Below are 21,039 nucleotides of genomic sequence, written 5' to 3' on the forward strand. Positions count from 1 at the left end.
CGGCTCGGGGGCCGGCTCAGCTGACGAGAACGGCCTTCATCACGGCCCCGGCGGCGACCTCCGCCAGTGCGCGGCCGTTGTCCTCCAGCGGGTAGCTGGTCACCAGGCTCGCCAGGTCGAACCGCTTCGTCAGGGCGGGCAGCAGCGATACGTACTGCACCAGATGGGCTCCGGTGAACGCCCAGGAGCCGACCACGTCCAACTGCCGCAGGACGATCTGGTGCGGGTTGATCGTGGTGTCACCGCTGTCGGTGTACTGACCGACGACCAGGTACGAGCCGCCTCGGCGCGCCAGCCGCAGGCCCTGGTCGATGGCGCCCGGTACGCCGGTCGCCTCGATGACCAGGTCCGCGCCGCGGCCGCCGGTCAGCTCGGTGATCTCGGCGAGGACAGCGGCCTGGTCGGCCGCCGCCACGATGTTGACGTGATGGTCGCCGATGCCCGCTTCGGCCGCGGCCCGCAGCCGCTCCTCGGGGCCGCCGACGAGGATCACCCGGGCGGCGCCGGAGAGCTGTGCGAGAGCCGCGGCGGCCAGGCCCACCGGGCCACTGCCCTGGACCACGACCGTCTCGCCGACCCGGACGGGACGGCGCTCGTACAGGGCGTGGACCATGGTCGGGCCCGCGCAGGCGAAGGACATCGCGGCCACCGGGTCGATCCCGTCCGGGACCTTCACCACGGTCGTCCCGGGCCGCAGGCAGATGTAGTCCGCCCAGGATCCCGACAGACCCGGCTCCTGGTCCGTGGGCCGGTTGACCCCGTACGTGCGACGGCGCTCGCACAGGGTGGGCTCGCGGTGGATCCGGCAGGGCACGCACGTACCGCAGGCGATCGAGGAAGCCCACATCACCGTGTCGCCGACGCTCAGCGGACTGCCGTTGACGTCCGAGGTGCTCCGCGCGCCCAGCTCGTGGACGGTGCCGAGGCCCTCGTGGCCCAGTACCAGCGGCGTCGGTACTTCCAAGTGCCCCTGCTGCAGGTGCAGGTCCGTACCGCAGACCCCGCCGTACCGGCTTGCGACGATCATGCCCTCGTCCGGGGCGGGCGGGACCGGGAACTTCTGCAGCTCCAGCGGCTGGCCGAATTCCGTGAGGACGACGGCTCGAGCGATGGCGCTCATCCCACCGCCTCCAGGGTCGGGACGATCTCCTGGGCGGTCGTCTCCAGCGCAGCGGTGTCGCGCCCCACCACGTATTCGGAACGGGGCTCGCCCAGCGGCTGCGGCACGTTGTCGACGTCGTTGTACGTGACGATCAGCAGCCGGCGGCGGAACGGGCCGATGTTGGGCGCGGAACCGTGCACGATCTCCGGGTCGAACAGGACGACTGTGCCGGCCGAACCCCTGGCGCTCGTCAGGCCGTGGCGGTTGACCAGGCCGGTCATGTCCGCCGGGGTGAGGGCGATGTCCTCCGGGTCGACGTGCTGTTCGGAGGCGGCCGGACCACCGGACGGGCCCTTCTTGACCAGGCCGTCGCGGTGCGAGCCGGGGCAGAAGACCACGGGCCCGTTGAACTCGTTGACCTCGTCGAGGAAGACACCGACGTTGACGAGCCGGGGCTCCTGCAGGTTGTCGGCCATCTGCCAGGCGGCGAAGTCCTGGTGCCAGGACCAGCCCGCGCCGGAGAAGGCCGCCTTGGCGTTGACCTTGAACTGGTAGATGTAGGCCTCGCCGTCGAGCAGCTGCCGCACCGGCCCGAGGACCCTCGGGGAACGGATCATGGCGGCGAACTCGGGCTGGCGCACATGGGAGGCGTAGACCGCCCTGACCTGGCCGCCGTCCTGCTCGACCACCCGGTGTTCGCCGGGGATGAGGGCATCCCGCTCGAAGGCGTCCTGCAGGGCCTCGGCCTCTTCGGGGCTGAACAACTGATCGAGGATCAGATACCCTTGTGTCCGGAATTGTCGTATCTGCTCTTGGCTGAGCTGCATGTGATCACTCTGCTCACGGGTAGGGGTGTCAGGACCAGATCTGGAGCGGGCCGCGCCCGGTCACGCCCATGAAGAACGAGAGGCTGACCCGGCGCCCCTCACCGCGGATCTCGTTGACCGCGTGAAGGTTGCGGGAGTCGAAGATCACCGCGTCACCGGTCCGCGGGCGGACCACCGCCACCGGTTCCCCCTCGACGACCTTCTCGTCATAGCCGTAGCCGTCGCGGAGCGACTCGTCGGCCGGCCGCCAGCGGCGCCGGTACACCCGGGTCTCACCGCCCTCCTCGGGCATGGACAGGTACCAGTTGAGGGTCAGGAAGCTGGTCGGGGTCTCGTCGAGGATGCCAGGGAACTCCCGGACGATCTCGTCGAAGTGAAGCTTCGCGCCCTGCGGGATCTCCCGGATCATCCCGGCGAACATCTCGCGGCCCTTGGACCGGGCGGGGACGACCTCGTCGCCCCAGGCCCCACTGACCCAGTCGACGGCCATGTCCATCGGGTCGGACCCGTGGTAGAGCCCGCCGCGCAGCCGTCGCGCCTCGTCCGCGGCCTGCCAGTATTCATCGGTCAGCGTGTGCGCGCCGTAGAAGTCGTACGCGGCGGGGCCGATCTTGGCGATGGGCGGGAAGATGAGGTTCTCGTCGTAGGCGCCGAACTCCCGGTGGTCCAGGCCCTCCATGATGTCGGCGCACTCCTGCTCCGAGGAGAAGCCCCGGATGCGCACCGCACCGAGCACGCCCACGGCCAGGCGCAGGATGTGGTCGCGCGTCAGCTTGTCGACCGACTCGGAGTCGAAGAGGGTGAAGATCGGCGATGCGTTGGTGCTGACGTCCTGTTGGACGAGGTCAGGCATTCTGCACCTGCATGAACGTCCGGAGGCTGAGCGGCCGCATGTCCGTCCACAGTTCCTCGATGAGGTTCAGGCACTCTTCCTTCGCAGCGGCCTCGCCGACGGACTCCCAGCCCTGCGGAAGCGCGCGGTCGGCCCGCCAGATCGAGTACTGCTCCTCGTGGTTGCGGACCACGAGGTACCGGTCCGGCGTCAGGGTCGTGTCACTCATCAATGCCTCCAATGGCTATGGGGTAGAGGGGACGGTCCGCGCCGGCGAGGGCGCGGGGGTCGTCCTCGGTGATCAGGTCGAGGCCCACCGCGTACTCGATGAAGTCCCGCTCACCGCGCTCCGTCTCACGGGCCAGGGCCACGGCGGCGTGCCTGCGGTCCGCCTCGTCCCGGTCCTGCGACAGCTTGAAGCGGCCCGCGATCTCCTCGATCTCGAACTCGAAGCCGACGACGCCGCCGATGATGCGCTCGATGCGCGGGTCCTGCGCGCGCAGCCGGTTGTTGGGCTCCGCGTGCTCCGCGATCCCGATCAGCCCGCGGACCAGCGTGTCCTTGTCCTCTATCACCCGGACCCGGCCGCGGACGTGCACGGACATGGAGTTCCAGGTGGGCAGCGGATCGCTCTCGAAGAGGTCCGGCGGCATATAGGCGTTGGGGCCGTGGAAGACGGCGAGCATGGGACGGCCGTCGATGAGACGGGCGTGCTCGTTCGCCCGGTCCAGGTGCCCGAAGAGGACGCCCTTGGCACCGCGGGACCGGTCGAGGATCAGCGGGAGGTGCGTGGCGAACGGCTCGTCGCCGGAGCGTGCCGAGATCAGGGTGGCGAACCGGAAGCGCTCCATGAGCGCGTAGAGCCTCTCCTGGTCGTGCTCCAGGTACCAGCTCGGGGGGTACACGCCGGCATGGGCGGCGGGGGCGCCGGCCGTACCGACCGCGCTGGGTGTACCGGCCGTGCCGGTCATGGCCACCGGCGGCGACCACACCGGGCAGCCGCCGATGCCGGCGGCGGACGGCACCCGGTCGGCGATGTCGTCCACGATCTCCTTGGACCGGAACGGCAGCAGGGAGAGCAGCGTGTCGCCGAGGCCGAACTGCGCCTCCCCGAAGCCCTGGAGGTAGAGCCCTGCCCGCAGTTCGGAGGTCGTACGGGCGCGGTAGCTGCGGGTGAGCGAGATGCCGGCACCGCCGTCCTCCCCGACCAGGTGGGGAAGGACGTCCGCGAAGATCTCCGGGTCGAGCGAACGGTCGTAGCCGGTCGCGAGCACCACGCCGTCGCAGCGCAGTTCCTCGTCCTGCTGCTCCCCGAGCCGTCGCGAGACGGTCGCGGCCAGCTCGTCACCGGCCTCGCCCACTGCGCCGAGCCGGGAGAAGGAGTGGATGTGGAGCCGGCTGCGGCCCTTGACCTCGTCGAGGTAGTCGGTGTTGTAGAGGCGGTCGAGCAGGTCCTCGCGGACCACGCCGTAGTTCGCGTCCCGCAGCTGGTCCGTGACGACCTTCCGCTGGTCCCCCGCCATCCGGTAGAAGGCGTCGGCCTCCCCGGAGAAGAACTGCTCGTTCACGAACGGGCTGTTGTCCGTGGGCTGGAGGGTGTAGCCGGAGACGACGAGGTGCACCTCGGCCCGGTCGTAGTGACCGAGGATGTACTCCGCGATCTCGCCCGCGCTCTGGCCGCCGCCCGCGATCACGAAGCGGTACGGCGCGTCCGGGTCCTTGAACTGCTCCGGGAAGCGGGTCAGGAACTCGCTGGAGTGGATGACGGACGGTACGTCCACGACACCGGCGGGGCGGCCGGGCCGGCCACCGCCCGCGTGCACCACGTTCCTGGCGTAGTACGTCGCGCTCAGGCCCGTGGCGACGTCCTCGGTCTCGACGCGGAAGACGGAAGGGGTGCTTCCGCCCGTCGTCACGGGGGTCACCTTCTTCACCCGCGTGCCGAAGCTGACCTGGTCGGTGAAGTCCTCGGCGACCCACTGCAGGTAGTCGTTGTACTCGATCCGGGTGGGCCGGAACTCGCTGAGGTTGACGAACCGCTCCAGGCGGCCCTTGGCCTTGGTGTACTGCAGGAACGAGTACGGGCTCGACGGGTTCCGCAGCGACACCAGGTCCTTGAGGAACGAGATCTGCATCCGCGCGCCGTCGATGAGCATGCCGGGGTGCCAGACGACGCCCTCCCGGCTCTCGACGAACAGACACGAGAGGGGCAGATTCTGCTCCCGCGCACAGACGGCGAGCGCCAGATTGGAAGGCCCCAAACCTACGCCCAGGAGATCATAGGGGTATTCCGGGGTCGTTCCCACCAGGCTCTCGACCTCATGGGCCATGCCTTTACTTCTCACAACTACTCCTCTCAGTCCGCTCGTTCGCACGGTGTGGTTCCCGATGATGCCCGCGATACTCGGCCCGCGTGATCGACTGCGCTGCACGGTCGAACACCCGGGCCCGGCGCCGGTCTCATACGCCTAGACGGCTTTTGACCTCGGCGAAATAGGGAATGTGCCGGTAATCGCGCGACTCGGCGTCGTAGTCGGTGTACTTGTTGGTGAAGTCGAGCAGCCGCTGCTTCACGATGTCCACGGAATCCGTGTGGATTCCGGATTCGATGCTCTCGATCTCCGAGAGGAACTCGCGCAGCACGTCCGGCAGCTTGGGGTCGAGCCGGATCCGTCCATTGACGAGACCGATTCCGCCATTGCCCTCGAGGTAGTTGAAGAGCAATTGGGAGGCCACCGCGTCGTAGTTCGGACGCGGGATGCCTTCGACCGCGTAACGCAGCAGCCGCTCGGCGAGAATGAACTCGTACGCGGCCTGCGCCTCATTGCGCGGCAGTTTCATGTCGTTCAGGCACACGAGCATGCCGGAGACGTCGACCCGCAGCTCCTCCAGGCCGGCCAGCGGCTTGACCTTCTTCGCCGACAGGTAGTCCGGGATCGGCATGTCGCCCTGGCGGTGGTGGTATTCGTGCAGCCGGACCCACCAGGACGAGGCCTGCTCGACCTTCTGGTCGGAAGCTCCCTGGATCAGCGGGAAACTACCCGGCTCCATCACCTCGTCGATGAGGAGGCGGGTGGTCCGGTTGTGCCGCTCCAGGAACTTGTCGATGAAGTAGAAGATGAGGTCGTCCGACTGCTGGATGCCGTCGATGTGGTTCTCCGGGAAGAGTGCCACGACGACCCGGGAGTCGAATCCCGTGGTCTTGCCCGTGATGTTCACGGGCATGGTGTTGCTCGCGTAACGCTCGGCCAGGTACGGGTCCGTCGGCAGCGTTTCGTACGTGAGACAGTCGAGGTTCAACTTCGGGAAGTACGAGGCGTTGAACAGCGAGAAGATGGTGTTGTCACGCTGGTTGTTGATGTGCGCCTTCGTCTCTTCGAGACGCTTCCCCGGCACGAATACATCGAGGTCGTCGAGAAATGCCTCGCCCGCCGGCAGGTTGCGCAGAACCCGGCTGCTGCCGAGCTTGCGGGAAAGCTCCTTGAGCTCCCTCTCGTCCGTCAGGAACTCTCGCTCGGGAAGGGTCGCCCTGATGTTCTCTATTTCGGCGAATACCTCGGTCATGTCACCCATGAATACCCTTCCGGGGCTACACCCCAGCGGCCTCCCAATCGGACCGACCGCGGGGTTGGTGGACGGCTTCCGCCGCTTGCGCGTGCGGGCGCGGGATCAGCAGGCCACGCGGTTGCGCTCTTCCAGCGCGGTGGCGAAGTCGAGCCAGGCGTAGGCGTACTCGCGGGCGAGGGCCGCCACCGGGTCGATGTTGTGGGAGGGGATCCGCTCGGCGATCTCGGGGCACTCGGCCACTCCGCGTCGGCATCCGTCGAGCCAGCGGATCAGCCGCCGGCCGATGTTGTTGTACCGCAGCGACGGATCCTTGGTCAGGGCCGCGATGATCGCGGCGGGGTCGGCCGGCGACTCCCGTTCCGGTTCGGGGTACGGTCGCGGCGGGACCGTTCGGTCCAGCTCGACGCCCGCCTCCGCCTGCACCCGGCGGCGCCGGGACACCGGTTCCTCACCCGCCAGGACACGCTTGCGTACGTCGTGCACGGTCGAAGGGGACACCCCGACCCGCTGTGCGATGTCGCGAATGGACGCGGACGGGTCGCTCATCAGCAGCTCGTACACCTTCATCCGGCTGCTGGAGCCGTCGACGGGCCGCGTGCGGCCGTCCTTGCCGACCCGCACCCCGGCCGCGCCGGACTCCGCCGTGAACTGTCCCCTGATCCGCCCAATCGTTCCTGCCGACAAGCCGGTCACGGAGGCGACCACGCGGTTCGACCAGTGGGCGTGGGACGTGACGAGGCGGGCGGCTGCGGCGGTGCGGTCGGCGTGCGAGAGCAGCAGTCCACGGCCGTGCATGGTGTTCAGCCGGACGGCGAGCACGAACGCCTCGTCCGACGCGCCCTCGAACAGCCTGGCAGTGATTTCCGTCCGGCCGCAGAGCAGGGCGGCCCGTACCCGGTGGTTGCCGTCCACGACCCGCATGGTGCGGCCGTCCACGACGATCGGGGGCAGACTGTCGCCGGCGGCGGCCAGCATGCGGCAGTGCGCCTCGTTGAGAGCTCCTCCCCGCGGGGAGTCACCGAAACGCAGCGACCGGAGCGGCAGGGAGACCGTCGGCGTGTTGTCCCCTTCCGGCTCCAGGACGTCGACGGACAGGGTTTCTGGCAGACTCAGGGAGATACTCATTTTCCCTCCGGGCGATTGCAATACGGCAACGCACACATCAGAAGACAACGCAATTCCACATCCGCTTTCAGGTGTTATCGCCGGGCGCCGTGCACAAGACAGGATTCGACGTACCAACCCGCGAATGACGGCACGGCCACCACCAGGCGCCAGCAGAGGACGAGCGCAGTCGCCGCCGCCTCGGTCCTGTCACGGGCGGTCATGAAAAGGGCTACGGACACCCCGTCGACGGCGTGGGCGACCCTGACGTGTTCGAGGCCGTCGCTCTCCTGCGCGTGCGCCCAGAACGCATCGGTCAACGAGGAGGTGTCGACGGGCATTCTCCGCAGGTCACTGCCTGCTTTGATAACGGCGACGACTGCGTACATGGGTGGTCTTCGCTCAGTGGCGAGGCCGGTCAGCCCCAGCCGAAGCCGGGCTCCGGGGAGGCCACCATGGGGCTCGGCTGGGCAACAGGAGCATCGGCGACGACGGTCTGCGAGACTACGCCGACGCGGACGGAGTCAGCGAGGGCAACCGTGCCGGGAACCGCCACAGCGGCGACAGCGACAGCGGCAGCGGCAGTGGCGATAAACGCGCGAACTATGACGGGCTGCGAATTCTTCATGAGGTTCCTTCTGGGGATCCGGCGAAAGTCGGCTATTGGGGAAGCCGGCCGCCGTGGTGTGCGTTCGTGAGAAATACTGGCCCGCACCCCGGCCTCTGTCACTACCTACCCCACTGCACGAAGCGGCCAGGCCGGATGGGGCCGCACCGTCACGGGTGGTCCGCCCGGCCGACCTTGCGCGCTGCGCGGATGGCCACACCTGGACATCCAGTTCGTGCCACGCCCGCGAAGGCCAGTTCCGGACACGGTGAAGGCCGGGCCCCATCTGCAGGCCCGGCCTCCCCGTCCACCGCTCTCCCCCGGGCCCGGCGTCTGCCGATCCCCTTCGCCGATTCCCGGCTACCGTATGCCCGTCAGCTGGGCCAGCCCTTCGGTCGCGATCCGCTCGAAGACCTCCTCCGAGGCCTCGAACATCGAGTCCGGCACCGGCGCGTGGAGCACGATCTCCGTGAAACCGAGGGCCTTGTACTGGCCCGCGAATTCCACGAACGCGTCAAGGGAATCCAGCGGGCGGTCCGGGGTGAATCCGGTGACCAGGATCCGGTCAAGGTCCGCCACGTCCCGTCCTTCCGCCGCGCACGTGTCGCCGAGCCGCGCCAACTGGTCGCGGATCGCGATCAGCGACTGCTCGGGCGTGCCGCCGTTCTGCCAGAGCCTCATGTCGCCGGTCGTCACCCACGCCTGGCCGTGACGGGCGGCTACGCGCAGCGCCTTCGGTCCCGTCGCAGCGACCGCGAAAGGGATGCGCGGGCGCTGCACGCATCCGGGGATGCCGCGCGCCTCGAAGGCGGAATAGAAGGTGCCGTCGTAGCTGACGACATCCTCCGTCAAAAGCCGGTCGAGCAGGGGAACGAACTCGGCGAAACGGTCCGCCCGTTCCTTCGGCGGCCACACTTCTTGCCCGAGCACGGTCGCGTCGAATCCTGCCGCGCCCGCACCAATGCCGAGCGTGATCCGCCCGCCGGAGATGTCGTCGAGCGAGATCAGCTCCTTGGCGAGGGTCACGGGGTGCCTAAAATTGGGCGAGGTCACCATCGTGCCGAGCCGCAGCCGCTCGGTAACGCCGGCGGCGGCGGTCAGGGTCGGTATCGCCCCGAACCAAGTACGGTCTCGCAGGCTACGCCAGGACAGGTGGTCATATGTGTACGCGGCATGGAATCCGAGTCTCTCTGCCCGTACCCACTGGTCACGGCCGCCGTCGCGCCACCGGCGAACGGAAAGGATCATGGTGCTCAGTCTCATGTGCCCGACTCTAGGCGGGCGCCGAGACCCAGCATGTCCCACCCACAAGCACAGCAGGAAGCCGCCTCTCCGACCGGTTTGTCACTCCGGTCGATAGACAAGGCTTCGACGTTCGCGGGACGCCCGGTTCGCGACGATCTGCCAGCTCGGTTGTACCCCCGGATCGGGACAGGCGCAGCTTCTAAGATCATGGATTTCTCGATGCCCCGTGATCAAGGTGGAAGACCGTTCCCACCGACCATCGTTGCTGATCCCGCCTGCCATTTGTCGCCGTACGAGGTCGGCGCGCCCGGCTCATGCTGTGCCGCTGCTCCTGGGCGCCCGTTCTCATCGAGGCTGCCTCCTTGTCGTCCGTGCCGGGCTCGGCCCGCTACCTCTTCCGCCCGTACAGCCACACGCGGGGCGCCAACACGGTCACGCATTTCCTGGCCCGCGCGAAGTTCAGCCCCGGCACCCCACCACTGGTGTTGGGACGTGCCCGCGCCACCTGGCTCGTCGATGCCATTGAGGCCCGGATGCACCTGCCGACCCTGATGGCCGCCGCCGGCCTGACCACACTGCGCTCCATCGACCGGATCCTGCCCTACGTCCGCAATCGCACCGCTGACGAAGCGGCCGCTGCTCTGCGGGAGCTGTGATGACGAGCAGCCTCCAACGCCACGCACGAATCGCCAAGCTCCGTTCTCGCCGTCACAGCGTCGGAGACGAGGAGGTACGGGCGGTCCTCGTCGATCTCGACGGCTCCGGCCTCGTCGAGGATGTAGAGGCCCTGGTCAAGAAGTGGACGGGCCGCAAGCGAAACATCAGCGTGCGTGGCCTGCTGGCCGGCATGTTCCTGGCCTCCGACCACAACCGCGGCACCGTCGTCCTGACCCACGTCGCCGACCTGCTGGCCTTCGCACTGAGCGACACCATGCGCGAGGAGCTGGGCGTCCGCCGCTACCCGGACAACGACCGCGGCTTCGAAGCCTTCTACGCCGTCGTGCGCCGCCTCTTCAAAGCCATCCTCAAAGAGGTCGACCCTTCACCGCTGCCCAAAGGCCGGCGCCTCGATCTCGACGTCGTAGCTGCGCTCCTGGCCCGGCGGCACCCGCCGTATCCGAGGCATCGCCGCTCAGACGATCCTGCTGGCCTTCCAGCTCGCACACGCCAACAAGCGGAGACTACGGAGCTGGGCCGACGCCATCGCCCTGAACGGCGACCGCCCACGCCGCCGGCCCACCCGCCGCCGGCCGACCAAACCCCTCGGGACCTGGACCCCCACCGGCTACATCCCCACAGCCTGAACGGCCCGGACAGCCAGACGTAGGGGAACAGTCACACACAGACCAAGATCGGGACCGCCGGCGGCACCACCCCGCCAGCGGTCCCATTCCCATGTCCCGGCGCTGCCCTCTGCCTCAAGACCGGCGCCGCCTGCCCAGAGCAAAGCAAGACGGCCGTCATCGTGATCACGATGACGACCGTTTCGTCGTTGCCAAGAACACCGTTTCGTCGGTGTCCCTCACCGCGGCCCGCAGCCACGCGCACCACCGCGACACAGGCCACCGCCCGTCAAGCACGCCGACGCCGACCGCGACCCCAAGCGCTTCCCGACCCGGAACCCGTCGCGAGGTCACCAGCGGAGTCGCCATCCGTCACCGCGGCGCGCTACCGGGAGGCCAGGTCCGTGGCGGGGCGCGGCGGAGGACCCGGGGCGGGGCGGGGCGTCCACGGGCCATGCGCCCGGACGCACAGCGGCCCACCGTAGACTCCGCCAGGTGAGCGCCACCATCACCCCCGTTCAGAGCCCGCCGCCCGCCCCCACCCCGGGCGGGCCGCACCCGCTGCGCCGGCTGGCCAGGCCCGGCGCAGCGGCGCTGTCCGGACTCCTGCTCTACGCGAGCTTCCCGCCCCGCACCCTCTGGTGGCTGGCCCTGCCCGGCTTCGCCCTCCTCGCCTGGAGCCTGTACGGGCGCAGGGCCCGCGCGGGTCTCGGCCTCGGCTACCTCGCCGGGCTGGGCTTTCTGCTGCCGCTCCTGGTCTGGACGGGCGCGGAGGTCGGTCCCGGGCCCTGGCTCGCCCTGGTCGCGATCGAGGCGCTCTTCATCGCCCTGACCTGCGCGGGGATCGCGGCCGTGACACGACTGCCGCTGTGGCCGGTATGGGCCGCCGCGGTCTGGATCCTCGGCGAGGCGGTCCGCGCCCGCGTGCCGTTCGGCGGTTTCCCGTGGGGCAAGATCGCCTTCGGGCAGGCGGACGGCGTCTTCCTGCCGCTCGCGGCGGTCGGCGGCACACCGGTGCTCGGCTTCGGCGTCGTCCTCTGCGGCTTCGGACTGTACGAGGCCTGGCGCCAGGCCCTCGCGTACCGGCGGACCGGCACACTGCCCCGCCGGGCCGCGGCCGCCGCGGCGCTCGCCGTCTTCCTCCCCGTCGCCGCGGCGCTCGCCGCCCTGCCCCTCGTGAGCGATGCGGCCGAGGACGGCACCGCGACCGTCGCCGCCGTCCAGGGCAACGTGCCGCAGGCGGGTCTCGAATTCAACGCCCAGCGTCGCGCGGTCCTCGACAACCACGTCCGCAGGACTCTCCAGCTGGCCGCCGATGTGAAGGCCGGGAAGGTACCCCAGCCCGACTTCGTGCTGTGGCCGGAGAACTCCTCCGACATCGACCCCTACCGCAACGGCGACGCGCGGCTCCTGATCGACGAGGCCGCCCGGGCGATCGGGGTACCGATCTCCGTGGGCGCCGTCATCACCCCCGACACGGGACCGCTGCGCAACACCCAGATCCTGTGGGACCCGAAGCGCGGCCCGACCGCCACGTACGACAAGCGCCAGATCCAGCCCTTCGGCGAGTACCTCCCGCTGCGTTCCGTGGTGAAGCTGATCAGCCCCGGGTACGCGGACATGGTGAGCCGTGACTTCGGACGCGGCACCAAGCCGGGCGTCTTCGACATGGCGGGGACCAAGGTCGGGCTCGCCACCTGCTACGAGGCGGCCTTCGACTGGGCCGTACGGGACACCGTCACGCACGGCGCCCAGCTGATCTCCGTACCCAGCAACAACGCGACCTTCGACCGCAGCGAGATGACCTACCAGCAACTGGCGATGTCGCGGGTACGCGCCGTCGAGCACAGCCGGACCGTCGTCGTCCCGGTCACCAGCGGGGTCAGCGCGATCATCATGCCGGACGGGAAGATCGTCCAGCAGACCAGGATGTTCACGCCCGACGCGCTCGTCGGCAAGGTGCCGCTGCGCTCCTCGCTGACCCCCGCCACCCGGCTCGGCACCCTCCCCGAGGGCCTGCTGGCCGCCGTCGCGGTGGCCGGACTCGGCTGGGTGACCGTCCGGTCCGTTCGCAACCGGCGGCAGGCGGCCGCCGGTTAGGACCGGCACGGCCGGTTGGGGCCGGCACCGCCGGTTAGGGTCGGCACATGGGAACCCCTGACTTCATCCGCGAGATCCGGGCCACCGCCGGACACCAGCTCCTGCTGCTGCCGGGCGTCAGCGCGATTGTCTTCGACGACGACGGACGCGTCCTGCTCGGGCGCCGTGCCGACACCGGCGGCTGGTCGGTCATCGGCGGGATCCCGGAGCCGGGTGAGCAGCCCGCGACGACCGCGGTGCGCGAGGTGTACGAGGAGACCGGAGTGCACTGTGTGGCGGAGCGGATCGTGCTCGTCCAGGCGCTGAAGCCGGTCACCTACCCGAACGGCGACCACTGCCAGTACCTGGACACCACCATCCGCTGCCGCGCGGTCGGCGGGGAGGCGCGCGTCAACGACGAGGAGTCCCTGGAGGTGGGCTGGTTCTCCCCGGACGCGCTGCCGAAGCTGGAGGAATTCGCGCTCTTCCGGATCAAGCAGGCACTCACCGACACGCCCACCTGGTTCGAACCGGCCCCTTCCCGGACCTGACCAAGCCCTGCTTGGTCCGGGAAAGGGGCCGTCCACCAGGCATGAGAGGTCAGGACCGGGTGGATATGGCCGTCAGAGGAAGCGGCGGATCGGGGTCACGGAGGCCTCTCGGACGCGCTGGACGGTGGAGCGGCGTTTCCAGCGGCCCGGTTCGATCTCCTCGCTCACGGTGAGGTCGTCCTCGAAGTGGCCGTCCAGGGTGGCGGTGAACTTCTCGTCCAGGACGGCGAGCATGACCTCTTCGTCGTGGTCGAGGGAGCGGCGGTTGAAGTTCGTCGAGCCGATCAGCGAGGCGACCTCGTCGACCGTGATGACTTTCGCGTGCATCATCGTCGGCTGGTAGTGGAAGATCCGGACCCCGCTGTCGAGCAGGTCCTCGTAATAGTTCTGGCCGGCCAGTTGGCACACCCGCTTGTCGGTGTACGGCCCCGGCAGCAGGATCTCCACCCGTACCCCGCGCCGTGCGGTCGCGCACAGCAGCTCGATGAAATACGTGTCGGGCGCGAAATAGGCGGTGGTCAGACGGACGCGGTCCTGGGCCGATTCCAGCACCACCCGTAGCAGCGTCTGCATGTCCTGCCAGCCGATACTGGCCGAGCCGCGTACCACCTGGACGATCGCGTCCCCTTGCGGGCTGTGCTCGATGAACCGGTCGCGCTCGTCGAACAGGTCCTTGTGGCACTCGGCCCAGTTCTGTGCGAAGGCGGCGGCGATACCGTCCACCGCCGGTCCGCTCACCCGCACATGGGTGTCGCGCCACTCGTTCTCGTTGCGCGCGTCGCCGCACCACTCCTCGGCGATACCCACACCCCCGGTGAAGGCCGCCTCCTCGTCGACGACGAGGACCTTCCGGTGGCATCGGTGGTTCTGTTTGAACGGCGAGAGGTAGAGCGGTCTGCGGAACCACGCCACCTCGACCCCGGCCTCCTCCATGGTCCGCAGCTGGTCCTTCTCGATCAGCCGGCTGCCGAATCCGTCCAGGAGCAGGCGTACGCGGATCCCGGCGCGGGCCCGTTCGGCCAGGGCCTGGGCGAACCGCCGGGCGATGTCGCCGCGCCAGTACACGAACGTCATCATGTCCACGGTGTGCCGCGCCGAGCGGATGCCGTCCAGCATGGCCGAGAAGATCTCGTCCCCGTTGCGCAGCGGGAGCAGGGCGTTCCCCTCGGTCGCCGCGATCCCGATGAGCCGCTCCAGGCGACGCCGTATCCGCCGTATCCGTTCCCCGCCGGTCAGGGGCCCCGGGTCCGCGGGCACCCGGAGGAGCGGGGGAGCGGCGGGGGCCTCGGCCGGACACCGGCCGCCAGGGTGCGCCGACTGTGCGCGCGTCGCCGTCGCGTCGTGCGCGGACGGCGGGGCGGGGATCGACATGGCGTCATTCCTTCGGGAGCGGCGGAGCGGGTCGCGGCGTTCGCGCGACTGGGCGGTTGCCCCCGCAACCCGCGCGTATGCACGCCGGGGAAGGCCGCGCCCGCCGTGAGCGTACGCCGCCCAGGAAAGGTCCGGGACAAACGCTTCGCCGACGGCTCAACACGTGCCACAGGTGTCCGGATGATGTGTTTGCTCCGGGTATAAGTAGAAAATTGACACCTCGTCAACGCCCGTGACGGAAGGACGTGCCCGTGCCCGCTCCCCGCTCCGCCGAAGGAACGGCGGCACAGCGTCCCGAGGCTCCCACCCTGCGGCCGTACGCCCTGCGCTGCGACCATCGCACCGCGCCCCTGGGCATCGACGAGCCCGCGCCCCTGCTCTCCTGGCGCCTGGCCTCCGACCGCCGTGGCGACGACCCCGCCGCCTACCGGGTAAGGGTCGCCGAACGCCCCGGGGACCTCGACGCGGGCGGGCAGCCCCTCTGGGACACCGGCCGGGTCGAGGACCCCGCCGCGATCGGCACCGTCTACGCCGGACCCGCGCTGACGGCCCGTACGCGCTACCACTGGCGGGTCGACATCTGGCCGGCCGGGCCGGCCGCTCCCACGGCGCCCGCCGAGGGGGCGTCAGCCACGTCCTGGTTCGAGACGGCGGTGTACGACCCCGACGCCTGGACGGCCTCGTGGATCACCCACGACCCGCGCCCGGTCGATGTCGTGGACGCGCCGACCGACGGCGAGCGTGCCCTCGACGGCCACGGGCTCGCCCCCTGCCCCCTCCTGCGCCGCGCCTTCACCACCACCCGCGCCGCCTCGCGTGCCCGCCTCCGCGTGAGCGCGCGCGGCCTGTACGAGGTACGCCTCAACGGCGTCCGGGTCGGCGACGCGGAACTCGCGCCCGGCTGGACCGACTACCGTCACCGCGTCCAGTACCAGACGTACGACGTGACGGACCTGATCCGCGACGGTGAGAACGTCCTCGCGGCGACCGTCGCCGACGGCTGGTGGAGCGGCTTCGTCGGCTTCGAGCCCCGCAGGGCCGGGGCCCACTACGGCACGGCACCCCAATTCCTGGCCGAACTCCACCTCACGCACGACGACGGCCGCACCACCACGGTCGTCACCGACGACACCTGGCGCACCCGCACCGGAACGGTCCGCCACGCCGACCTGCTCATGGGCGAATGCCACGACCTGCGGTGCGCGCGGGACGGCTGGGACCTGCCCGGCTTCGACGACTCCGACTGGTCGCCGGCCCTGGTCACGGACGCCGACCACCGTCTGCTCGTCGCGTCCGTCGACGAACCCGTACGGGCGATGGCCGAGCTGCGCCCGCGCTCCGTCACGCGCGGGCCCGACGGCGTCCGTCTCGTCGACTTCGGGCAGAACCTCGCCGGGCGGGTACGGCTCCGCGTCGACGGCCTCGCTTCCGGCGCCCGGGTGGTCGTACGGCACGGTGAGGCGCTGGACGCGTCCGGCCGTCTGTACACGGCCAATCTGCGCACCGCCGCCGCGACCGACGTGCTGATCGGTGACGGCCGCGCACACGCCGAGTTCGAGCCGCGCTTCACCTACCACGGGTTCCGGTACGCGGAGATCAGCGGACTCCCTGAGCCGGGCGACCGGGACGAGCGGGACGGGCAGCACGAGCGGGACGGGCAGCACGAGCGGGAGGTGCGCGGCGAGCTGGACATCGTCGCCGTGGCCTTGCACAGCGACACCCCATGGGCCGGTACGTTCGACTGCTCGGACCCCGCCATCCGGCGGCTCCACACGTGCGTCGCCTGGGGCCAGCGTTCCAACTTCGTCAGCGTGCCCACGGACTGCCCGCAACGCGACGAGCGGCTCGGCTGGCTCGCCGACGCACAGGTCTTCCTGCCCACGGCCGCGCTCAACGCCGATGTCGCCGCGTTCTTCACCAAATGGCTGCGCGATGTCGACGACGCCAGGACCCCTGACGGCGGTTTCACCAACGTCGCCCCGCGCCTCGCGGGGGTCGCCGACGAAGGAGCCCCCGGCTGGGGCGACGCCGGGGTGATCGTCCCCTGGCAGCTGTACCGCACCTACGACGACCCGCGCTTCCTCTCCCGCGCACTGCCCGGCATGCGCGCGTGGGTCGACCTGATCCGCCGTCACAACCCCGACCTCGTCTGGCGCCGGCGCGTGGGCCCACACTTCTCCGACTGGCTCGCCCCCGGCGCGCCGACCCCGCGCGAGGTCGTCGCCACCGCCTACTTCGCCCACAGCGCCCACCTCACCGCCCGGGCCGCCGACGTGCTGGGAGACCGGGACACCGCGCGCGCGTACGGCCGGCTCGCCGCCTCGATCCGTGCCGTGTTCGTCGAACGCTTCGTCACGACGGACCACTCCACCGGCGAACCAGCCCTGCGCGTCGAAGGCGACACCCAGACCTGCTACCTCCTCGCCCTCGCCTTCGGCCTGCTGCCACCGGACCGTACCGGCGCCGCCGCCCGCCGCCTCGCCGAACTGATCGAGAAGGCCGGACCCGCCCTGCGGACCGGCTTCCTCGGTGTCGCCCTCGCCGCGCCCGTCCTGGACGCGCACGGCCGGGCCGACCTCGCGCACGCGCTGCTGCGCCGCACCGAAGTGCCCTCGTGGCTCTTCCCGCTGAGCCACGGCGCCACCACGATCTGGGAGCGCTGGGACGGATGGACCCCCGGGGCGGGCTTCCGGGCGCCGTCGATGAACTCCTTCAACCACTACGCGCTCGGCTCGATCGGCGCCTGGCTCTACCAGGGCGTCGCCGGCCTCGACCAGCGCCCGGACTCCACCGGATACCGGCACCTGAGCGTCCGGCCCAACCCCGGCGGCCTCACGCACGCGAGCGCCCGCCACGAGTCGGTGCGTGGCACCGTCTCGGTGCGCTGGCAACGTGACGGCGGCACGCTCGGCCTGCGCGTACGGGTACCACCCGGCGCCACCGCCGAGGTGCGGGTGCCCACCACCGACCCCGGCTCGGTCCGCGAGTCGGGAGCGGTGCCGGAGGACGGCGCCCACCTCACGCTCCTCGCGACCGGACCCGACCACGCCCTCTACCGCGTCGCCTCGGGCGTCTACCGCTTCACCGCCGCGTACGCCCCGGCGGGCGGGCCCGCGCACACCGAGCCGCTGCGAGCGGCCCCGCACAGGCCCAGGCCGATGGAGCCCGCGCTGACCGGCGGCCACGGGCAGCCGTCCGGTGGCCACGAGCGGGAGGCCCGCCCATGACCGGCCTGCCGGACCTGCCCGGGCCCGCCGGGTCGCCGGGGTCGGCCGGGCCGCCGGGGCCGCTGGGGCGTGGCACGGTCGGCCGCCGGCGCTTCCTCCGTACCGGTGCCGGAGCCGCCGCCACCCTCGCGCTTCCCCCGGCCCTCACGGCCTGCTCCGCCAACTCCGGCAAGATGCGCCTCGTCGGTGTCGCCGACCAGCAGCAGCCCATCGAGGAACTCCTCGCCGTGTACCGCCGGAGCCACCCCGAAGAAGGCTTCACCACCTCCTTCGCACCCACCGACCAGGTCCAGACCGTCGTCCGCACCCAACTCGCCGGCGGCAACGCCCCCGACCTGCACGTCCTGTATCCCGGCAGCGGCAGCGCGATGTCGATGGCCGAGCTGTCCCGGGCCGGGCTCCTCACCGACCTGAGCGCGCAGGCCTGGACCCGGTCGATCCCGCGCGGCTTCGACGCCGCGTACCGCAGCGGGGGCAGGACCTACCTCTACTCCGCCGGGAGCAGCGTCATCGGCGCCGTCTACAACAGACGGGCGTTCGCCACGGCCTGCGTCCAGCCGCCGAGGACCTGGGGCGAACTCCTCGACGTCTGCGACCGGCTCAAGGCCAAGGGGATCGTGCCCATCGCCCTGGGTACGGCGACCCCCTGGGTCACCCAGCTGATCAGCTACGCCCTGGTCCCCGAGGCCGTCTACGCCAAGAACGCCCGCTTCGACGACGACATGGCCGCCGGGCGGGCGAGGTTCCGGGGCTCGGGATGGGCCGACGCCCTGGGCAAGTACCGGGAGCTGCAGCGCCGGGGCTTCTTCAACGACAACCCCAACGGGACCACCTTCGAGCAGCAGACCTCGCTGGTCACCACCGGAAAGGCGGCCATGGCCGTCCAGGTCGCCGCCGTTCTCGCCAGCTACCGCCAGGCCACCAGGACCCCCGGCGAGCTGGGGATGTTTCCCTTCCCCGCCGGTGACGACCCCGCGCGCCAGTGGATCCCGGCAGGCGTCGTGGCCGGACTCGGCGTCGCCACCCACGCCAAGCACCCGGCCAGGGCCAAGGCGTTCATCGATTTCCTCGGCCGGCAGGAGAACATCAACCGCTGGGCGTCGGCCGTCTCCGCGATCCCGTTCACCCGCGACGCGTCCACCCGGCTCGATCCCCTCCTCACCGACTTCCTGCCCATCATCGACGGCGGCCGCGCCGTTCCCTTCATGGATCAGCGCTGGCCCAACGCCGAGGTACAGCCCGCCCACTTCGCCGCCGTGCAGGACCTGCTCGCGGGCAAGACGGATGTCGACGGCGCGCTGGGACAGATGGACAAGGCTTACGGGAAGACGTCATGAACTCGCCGCCCAGCACCGGCCCGTCCGCCGGGACAGGCCCCTCCGCCGGAAGCGGGGCCGGCCCGTCCGCCGGGACCGGGACACACCCGTCCGGCACGGTCACCGCCACCCGCCGGGCCCCCCGCACCCCGCGCCGCCGCGATCCCACCGTCCCGCCGTGGTCCTTCGTCGTCCCCGCGCTCGCCGTGTACGCCGTCGTCGTCCTCTACCCGAGCGTCGCGGGAGCCGTCTACGCGTTCACCGACTGGTCCGGCATCGGCGGCTTCACCTTCGTGGGCCTCGACAACTTCCGTACGCTGCTCCACGACGACCGCGCTCTGGAATCCGTCAGCAACACCCTCCTGCTGACCGTCGCCGTGGTCGTCGTGCAGAACGCCATCGGCCTGCTGCTCGCGCTCGGCGTCCACAGCGGCATCAGGTCCAGGGCGCTGCTCCGGGTGATCTTCTTCGCCCCCGCCGTGGTCAGCCCCGTCATGGTCGCGTTCCTCTGGAAGTACGTCTACAACCCCGACCCCGCCGCCGGCCTCAACGGCATCCTCGGCGCCGTCGGCCTCGGCGCTCTGCGGCAGGACTGGCTCGGCAACCCCTCGCTCGCCCTGTGGTCCATCGCCGCCATGGTCGTATGGCAGTACGCCGGGTACTCGATGGTCGTCTTCCTCGCCGGCCTCCAGGGCGTCCCCGCCGACCTCCACGAGGCGGCCAGAATCGACGGCGCCAGTACGTGGCAGCGCTTCCGCTACGTCACCTGGCCGCTCCTGGCCCCGGCCCTGACCATCAACCTCATGCTGTCGACCATCGGCGGCCTCAAACTCTTCGACCAGGTCTACGCCGCCACCAACGGCGGACCCGGCACCTCCAGCGAGACGCTGTCGACGGTGCTGTACAAGGAGGCCTTCGTGTTCGGTGAATTCGGCTACAGCACCGCCATCGCCCTCGTCCTCGCCCTGTTCGTCGCGGCTGTCTCGCTGGTCCAGCTCCGCTCCCTGCGCGCCCGGGAGGTCACCGCGTGAGCGGCACCGGCACCACCACACGACCGGTCCTCGGGAACCCGGAGCCGAAGCGGAAGCCGGGGTCGGCACCGGGGGCCAGGGCGGGGTACGGGCGCTACGGCCTCGAACTCGTCATGATCGCCGCCGCGGTCGTCTTCCTCTTCCCGGTGTACGCCCTGGTCACCCTGGCCCTCAAGGATCCGCGCCAGATCGCCGACGCGCCCCTGGCCCTGCCCTCCCCGCCCACCGTGACCAACTTCGGCGCGGCCTGGTCCTCCGCCTCCCTCGGCCCCGCCCTGCTCAACAGCACGGTCATCACCGCCGTCAGCCTGCTGCTGCTCGTCGTCCTCGGCTCCACGGGCGCCTACTACCTCGCGCGCACCGCCCGCGGGCTCGGCTACGGGCTGTACGTCCTGTTCCTGCTGGGTGTCGTGCTGCCCTTCCAGCTCGGGATGATCCCGCTGTACAAACTGGTCGACAGCCTCGGCTGGCTCGGTACGTACCAGGGGATGGTGCTCTTCTACACGGGCATCCAGCTGCCGTTCACCGTGTTCCTCTACACCGGCTTCATCCGTGCGCTGCCCCCCGACTACGCGCAGGCGGCGCTCATCGACGGCTGCGACCACCGCCAGGCGTTCACCCGGATCGTCTTCCCGCTGCTGCGGCCGATCACCGGCACCGTGATCATCCTGAACGCGGTCTTCATCTGGAACGACTTCTTCACCCCGCTGCTGTACCTCGGCGGATCGGGGCGCGAGACCGTCCCGGTCGGGGTGTTCTCGTTCGTCGGCCAGTACGTCTCCGACTACGGTCTCGTCTTCGCCGGACTCGTCCTGGCGGCCCTGCCCGTCCTGCTGGTCTTCGTGCTCCTCCAGCGCTTTGTGATCAAGGGTTTCGCCGGTGGCCTCAAGGGCTGAG

At 70.3% G+C, this 21,039-nt stretch carries 18 protein-coding genes; 8 read left to right on the forward strand and 10 right to left on the reverse strand.

Annotated elements, in window-relative coordinates:
* Positions 1–16: 16 nt before the first annotated feature.
* From ACIBAE_RS18735 to ACIBAE_RS18775, 9 genes are all read right to left on the reverse strand, one after another.
* Complete coding sequence (locus tag ACIBAE_RS18735; RefSeq protein WP_399286357.1) at positions 17–1,120, reverse strand: zinc-binding dehydrogenase; 1,104 nt, start codon at positions 1,118–1,120, stop codon at positions 17–19.
* Entirely contained in the window at positions 1,117–1,929 is an 813-nt protein-coding gene (locus tag ACIBAE_RS18740) for a phytanoyl-CoA dioxygenase family protein (protein ID WP_399286360.1), read from the reverse strand. The genes ACIBAE_RS18735 and ACIBAE_RS18740 overlap by 4 nt, the downstream gene beginning before the upstream one ends.
* A gap of 28 nt (positions 1,930–1,957) precedes the next feature.
* On the reverse strand, positions 1,958–2,782 hold the full coding sequence (locus ACIBAE_RS18745; protein ID WP_399286363.1) for a 2OG-Fe(II) oxygenase: 825 nt from the start codon (positions 2,780–2,782) through the stop codon (positions 1,958–1,960).
* A complete protein-coding gene (locus ACIBAE_RS18750; RefSeq protein ID WP_399286366.1) occupies positions 2,775–2,990 on the reverse strand; it encodes an MbtH family protein in 216 nt (71 codons plus the stop codon). Before ACIBAE_RS18750 ends, ACIBAE_RS18745 begins: the two co-directional genes overlap by 8 nt.
* On the reverse strand, positions 2,983–5,106 hold the full coding sequence (locus tag ACIBAE_RS18755; RefSeq protein ID WP_399286368.1) for a SidA/IucD/PvdA family monooxygenase: 2,124 nt from the start codon (positions 5,104–5,106) through the stop codon (positions 2,983–2,985). Before ACIBAE_RS18755 ends, ACIBAE_RS18750 begins: the two co-directional genes overlap by 8 nt.
* A gap of 115 nt (positions 5,107–5,221) precedes the next feature.
* Positions 5,222–6,325, reverse strand: coding sequence for a DUF6421 family protein (locus ACIBAE_RS18760; RefSeq protein WP_399286371.1), 1,104 nt, complete (start codon positions 6,323–6,325; stop codon positions 5,222–5,224).
* A gap of 105 nt (positions 6,326–6,430) precedes the next feature.
* A complete protein-coding gene (locus ACIBAE_RS18765; protein ID WP_399286374.1) occupies positions 6,431–7,453 on the reverse strand; it encodes an AsnC family transcriptional regulator in 1,023 nt (340 codons plus the stop codon).
* A gap of 74 nt (positions 7,454–7,527) precedes the next feature.
* On the reverse strand, positions 7,528–7,821 hold the full coding sequence (locus ACIBAE_RS18770; RefSeq protein ID WP_399286377.1) for a hypothetical protein: 294 nt from the start codon (positions 7,819–7,821) through the stop codon (positions 7,528–7,530).
* 578 nt (positions 7,822–8,399) lie between these two features.
* Positions 8,400–9,302 (reverse strand): LLM class flavin-dependent oxidoreductase, encoded by a 903-nt coding sequence (locus tag ACIBAE_RS18775; RefSeq protein WP_399286379.1) that lies wholly within the window; start codon positions 9,300–9,302, stop codon positions 8,400–8,402.
* Positions 9,303–9,646: 344 nt separating this feature from the next.
* Between ACIBAE_RS18775 and ACIBAE_RS18780 the strand changes: the two genes are divergently transcribed.
* The 4 genes from ACIBAE_RS18780 (at position 9,647) to ACIBAE_RS18795 (ending at position 13,197) form a co-directional block, all read left to right on the forward strand.
* Positions 9,647–9,940, forward strand: a complete 294-nt coding sequence (locus ACIBAE_RS18780; protein WP_399286382.1) for a hypothetical protein — start codon at positions 9,647–9,649, stop codon at positions 9,938–9,940.
* The gene (locus ACIBAE_RS18785) at positions 9,940–10,611 is read left to right on the forward strand and encodes a hypothetical protein (protein ID WP_399286385.1); all 672 of its coding nucleotides are present in this window, start codon (positions 9,940–9,942) and stop codon (positions 10,609–10,611) included. Before ACIBAE_RS18780 ends, ACIBAE_RS18785 begins: the two co-directional genes overlap by 1 nt.
* A 451-nt stretch (positions 10,612–11,062) precedes the next feature.
* Entirely contained in the window at positions 11,063–12,667 is a 1,605-nt protein-coding gene (gene lnt, locus ACIBAE_RS18790) for an apolipoprotein N-acyltransferase (RefSeq protein ID WP_399286388.1), read from the forward strand.
* Positions 12,668–12,714: 47 nt separating this feature from the next.
* Positions 12,715–13,197 carry an NUDIX hydrolase gene (locus tag ACIBAE_RS18795; protein WP_399286391.1) on the forward strand — a complete coding sequence of 161 codons (483 nt, stop codon included), beginning with the start codon at positions 12,715–12,717 and terminating at the stop codon, positions 13,195–13,197.
* Between the two features lie 72 nt (positions 13,198–13,269).
* On the opposite strand, the gene ACIBAE_RS18800 is transcribed toward ACIBAE_RS18795, so the two are convergent.
* Positions 13,270–14,568: a phosphatidylserine/phosphatidylglycerophosphate/cardiolipin synthase family protein gene (locus ACIBAE_RS18800; RefSeq protein ID WP_399286393.1), complete on the reverse strand. Its 1,299-nt coding sequence runs from the start codon at positions 14,566–14,568 to the stop codon at positions 13,270–13,272.
* A 251-nt stretch (positions 14,569–14,819) separates the two neighbouring features.
* Here ACIBAE_RS18800 and ACIBAE_RS18805 point away from each other — a divergent pair, with 251 nt between their 5' ends.
* The 4 genes from ACIBAE_RS18805 to ACIBAE_RS18820 are packed head-to-tail and all read left to right on the forward strand — an operon-like array spanning position 14,820 to position 21,038.
* Positions 14,820–17,795: a family 78 glycoside hydrolase catalytic domain gene (locus ACIBAE_RS18805; RefSeq protein WP_399286396.1), complete on the forward strand. Its 2,976-nt coding sequence runs from the start codon at positions 14,820–14,822 to the stop codon at positions 17,793–17,795.
* Complete coding sequence (locus ACIBAE_RS18810) at positions 17,792–19,132, forward strand: extracellular solute-binding protein (protein WP_399286399.1); 1,341 nt, start codon at positions 17,792–17,794, stop codon at positions 19,130–19,132. Before ACIBAE_RS18805 ends, ACIBAE_RS18810 begins: the two co-directional genes overlap by 4 nt.
* Positions 19,129–20,142 (forward strand): carbohydrate ABC transporter permease, encoded by a 1,014-nt coding sequence (locus ACIBAE_RS18815; protein ID WP_399286401.1) that lies wholly within the window; start codon positions 19,129–19,131, stop codon positions 20,140–20,142. The genes ACIBAE_RS18810 and ACIBAE_RS18815 overlap by 4 nt, the downstream gene beginning before the upstream one ends.
* Complete coding sequence (locus ACIBAE_RS18820) at positions 20,139–21,038, forward strand: carbohydrate ABC transporter permease (protein WP_399286404.1); 900 nt, start codon at positions 20,139–20,141, stop codon at positions 21,036–21,038. The genes ACIBAE_RS18815 and ACIBAE_RS18820 overlap by 4 nt, the downstream gene beginning before the upstream one ends.
* The last annotated feature ends 1 nt before the right edge of the window (position 21,039 follow it).

Origin of the sequence: Streptomyces sp. NPDC051569, from assembly GCF_044454085.1 — a bacterium.
GTDB lineage: Bacteria > Actinomycetota > Actinomycetes > Streptomycetales > Streptomycetaceae > Streptomyces.

What these genes read in the sequence shown, in the direction of transcription:
- ACIBAE_RS18800 (WP_399286393.1), bottom strand. Translation starts at nt 14,568, where the DNA reads ATGTCGATCCCCGCCCCGCCGTCCGCGCACGACGCGACGGCGACGCGC.
- ACIBAE_RS18810 (WP_399286399.1), top strand. Translation starts at nt 17,792, where the DNA reads ATGACCGGCCTGCCGGACCTGCCCGGGCCCGCCGGGTCGCCGGGGTCG.
- ACIBAE_RS18765 (WP_399286374.1), bottom strand. Translation starts at nt 7,453, where the DNA reads ATGAGTATCTCCCTGAGTCTGCCAGAAACCCTGTCCGTCGACGTCCTG.
- ACIBAE_RS18740 (WP_399286360.1), bottom strand. Translation starts at nt 1,929, where the DNA reads ATGCAGCTCAGCCAAGAGCAGATACGACAATTCCGGACACAAGGGTAT.
- ACIBAE_RS18760 (WP_399286371.1), bottom strand. Translation starts at nt 6,325, where the DNA reads ATGACCGAGGTATTCGCCGAAATAGAGAACATCAGGGCGACCCTTCCC.
- ACIBAE_RS18795 (WP_399286391.1), top strand. Translation starts at nt 12,715, where the DNA reads ATGGGAACCCCTGACTTCATCCGCGAGATCCGGGCCACCGCCGGACAC.
- ACIBAE_RS18785 (WP_399286385.1), top strand. Translation starts at nt 9,940, where the DNA reads ATGACGAGCAGCCTCCAACGCCACGCACGAATCGCCAAGCTCCGTTCT.
- ACIBAE_RS18770 (WP_399286377.1), bottom strand. Translation starts at nt 7,821, where the DNA reads ATGTACGCAGTCGTCGCCGTTATCAAAGCAGGCAGTGACCTGCGGAGA.
- ACIBAE_RS18775 (WP_399286379.1), bottom strand. Translation starts at nt 9,302, where the DNA reads ATGAGACTGAGCACCATGATCCTTTCCGTTCGCCGGTGGCGCGACGGC.
- ACIBAE_RS18815 (WP_399286401.1), top strand. Translation starts at nt 19,129, where the DNA reads ATGAACTCGCCGCCCAGCACCGGCCCGTCCGCCGGGACAGGCCCCTCC.
- ACIBAE_RS18750 (WP_399286366.1), bottom strand. Translation starts at nt 2,990, where the DNA reads ATGAGTGACACGACCCTGACGCCGGACCGGTACCTCGTGGTCCGCAAC.
- ACIBAE_RS18745 (WP_399286363.1), bottom strand. Translation starts at nt 2,782, where the DNA reads ATGCCTGACCTCGTCCAACAGGACGTCAGCACCAACGCATCGCCGATC.
- ACIBAE_RS18735 (WP_399286357.1), bottom strand. Translation starts at nt 1,120, where the DNA reads ATGAGCGCCATCGCTCGAGCCGTCGTCCTCACGGAATTCGGCCAGCCG.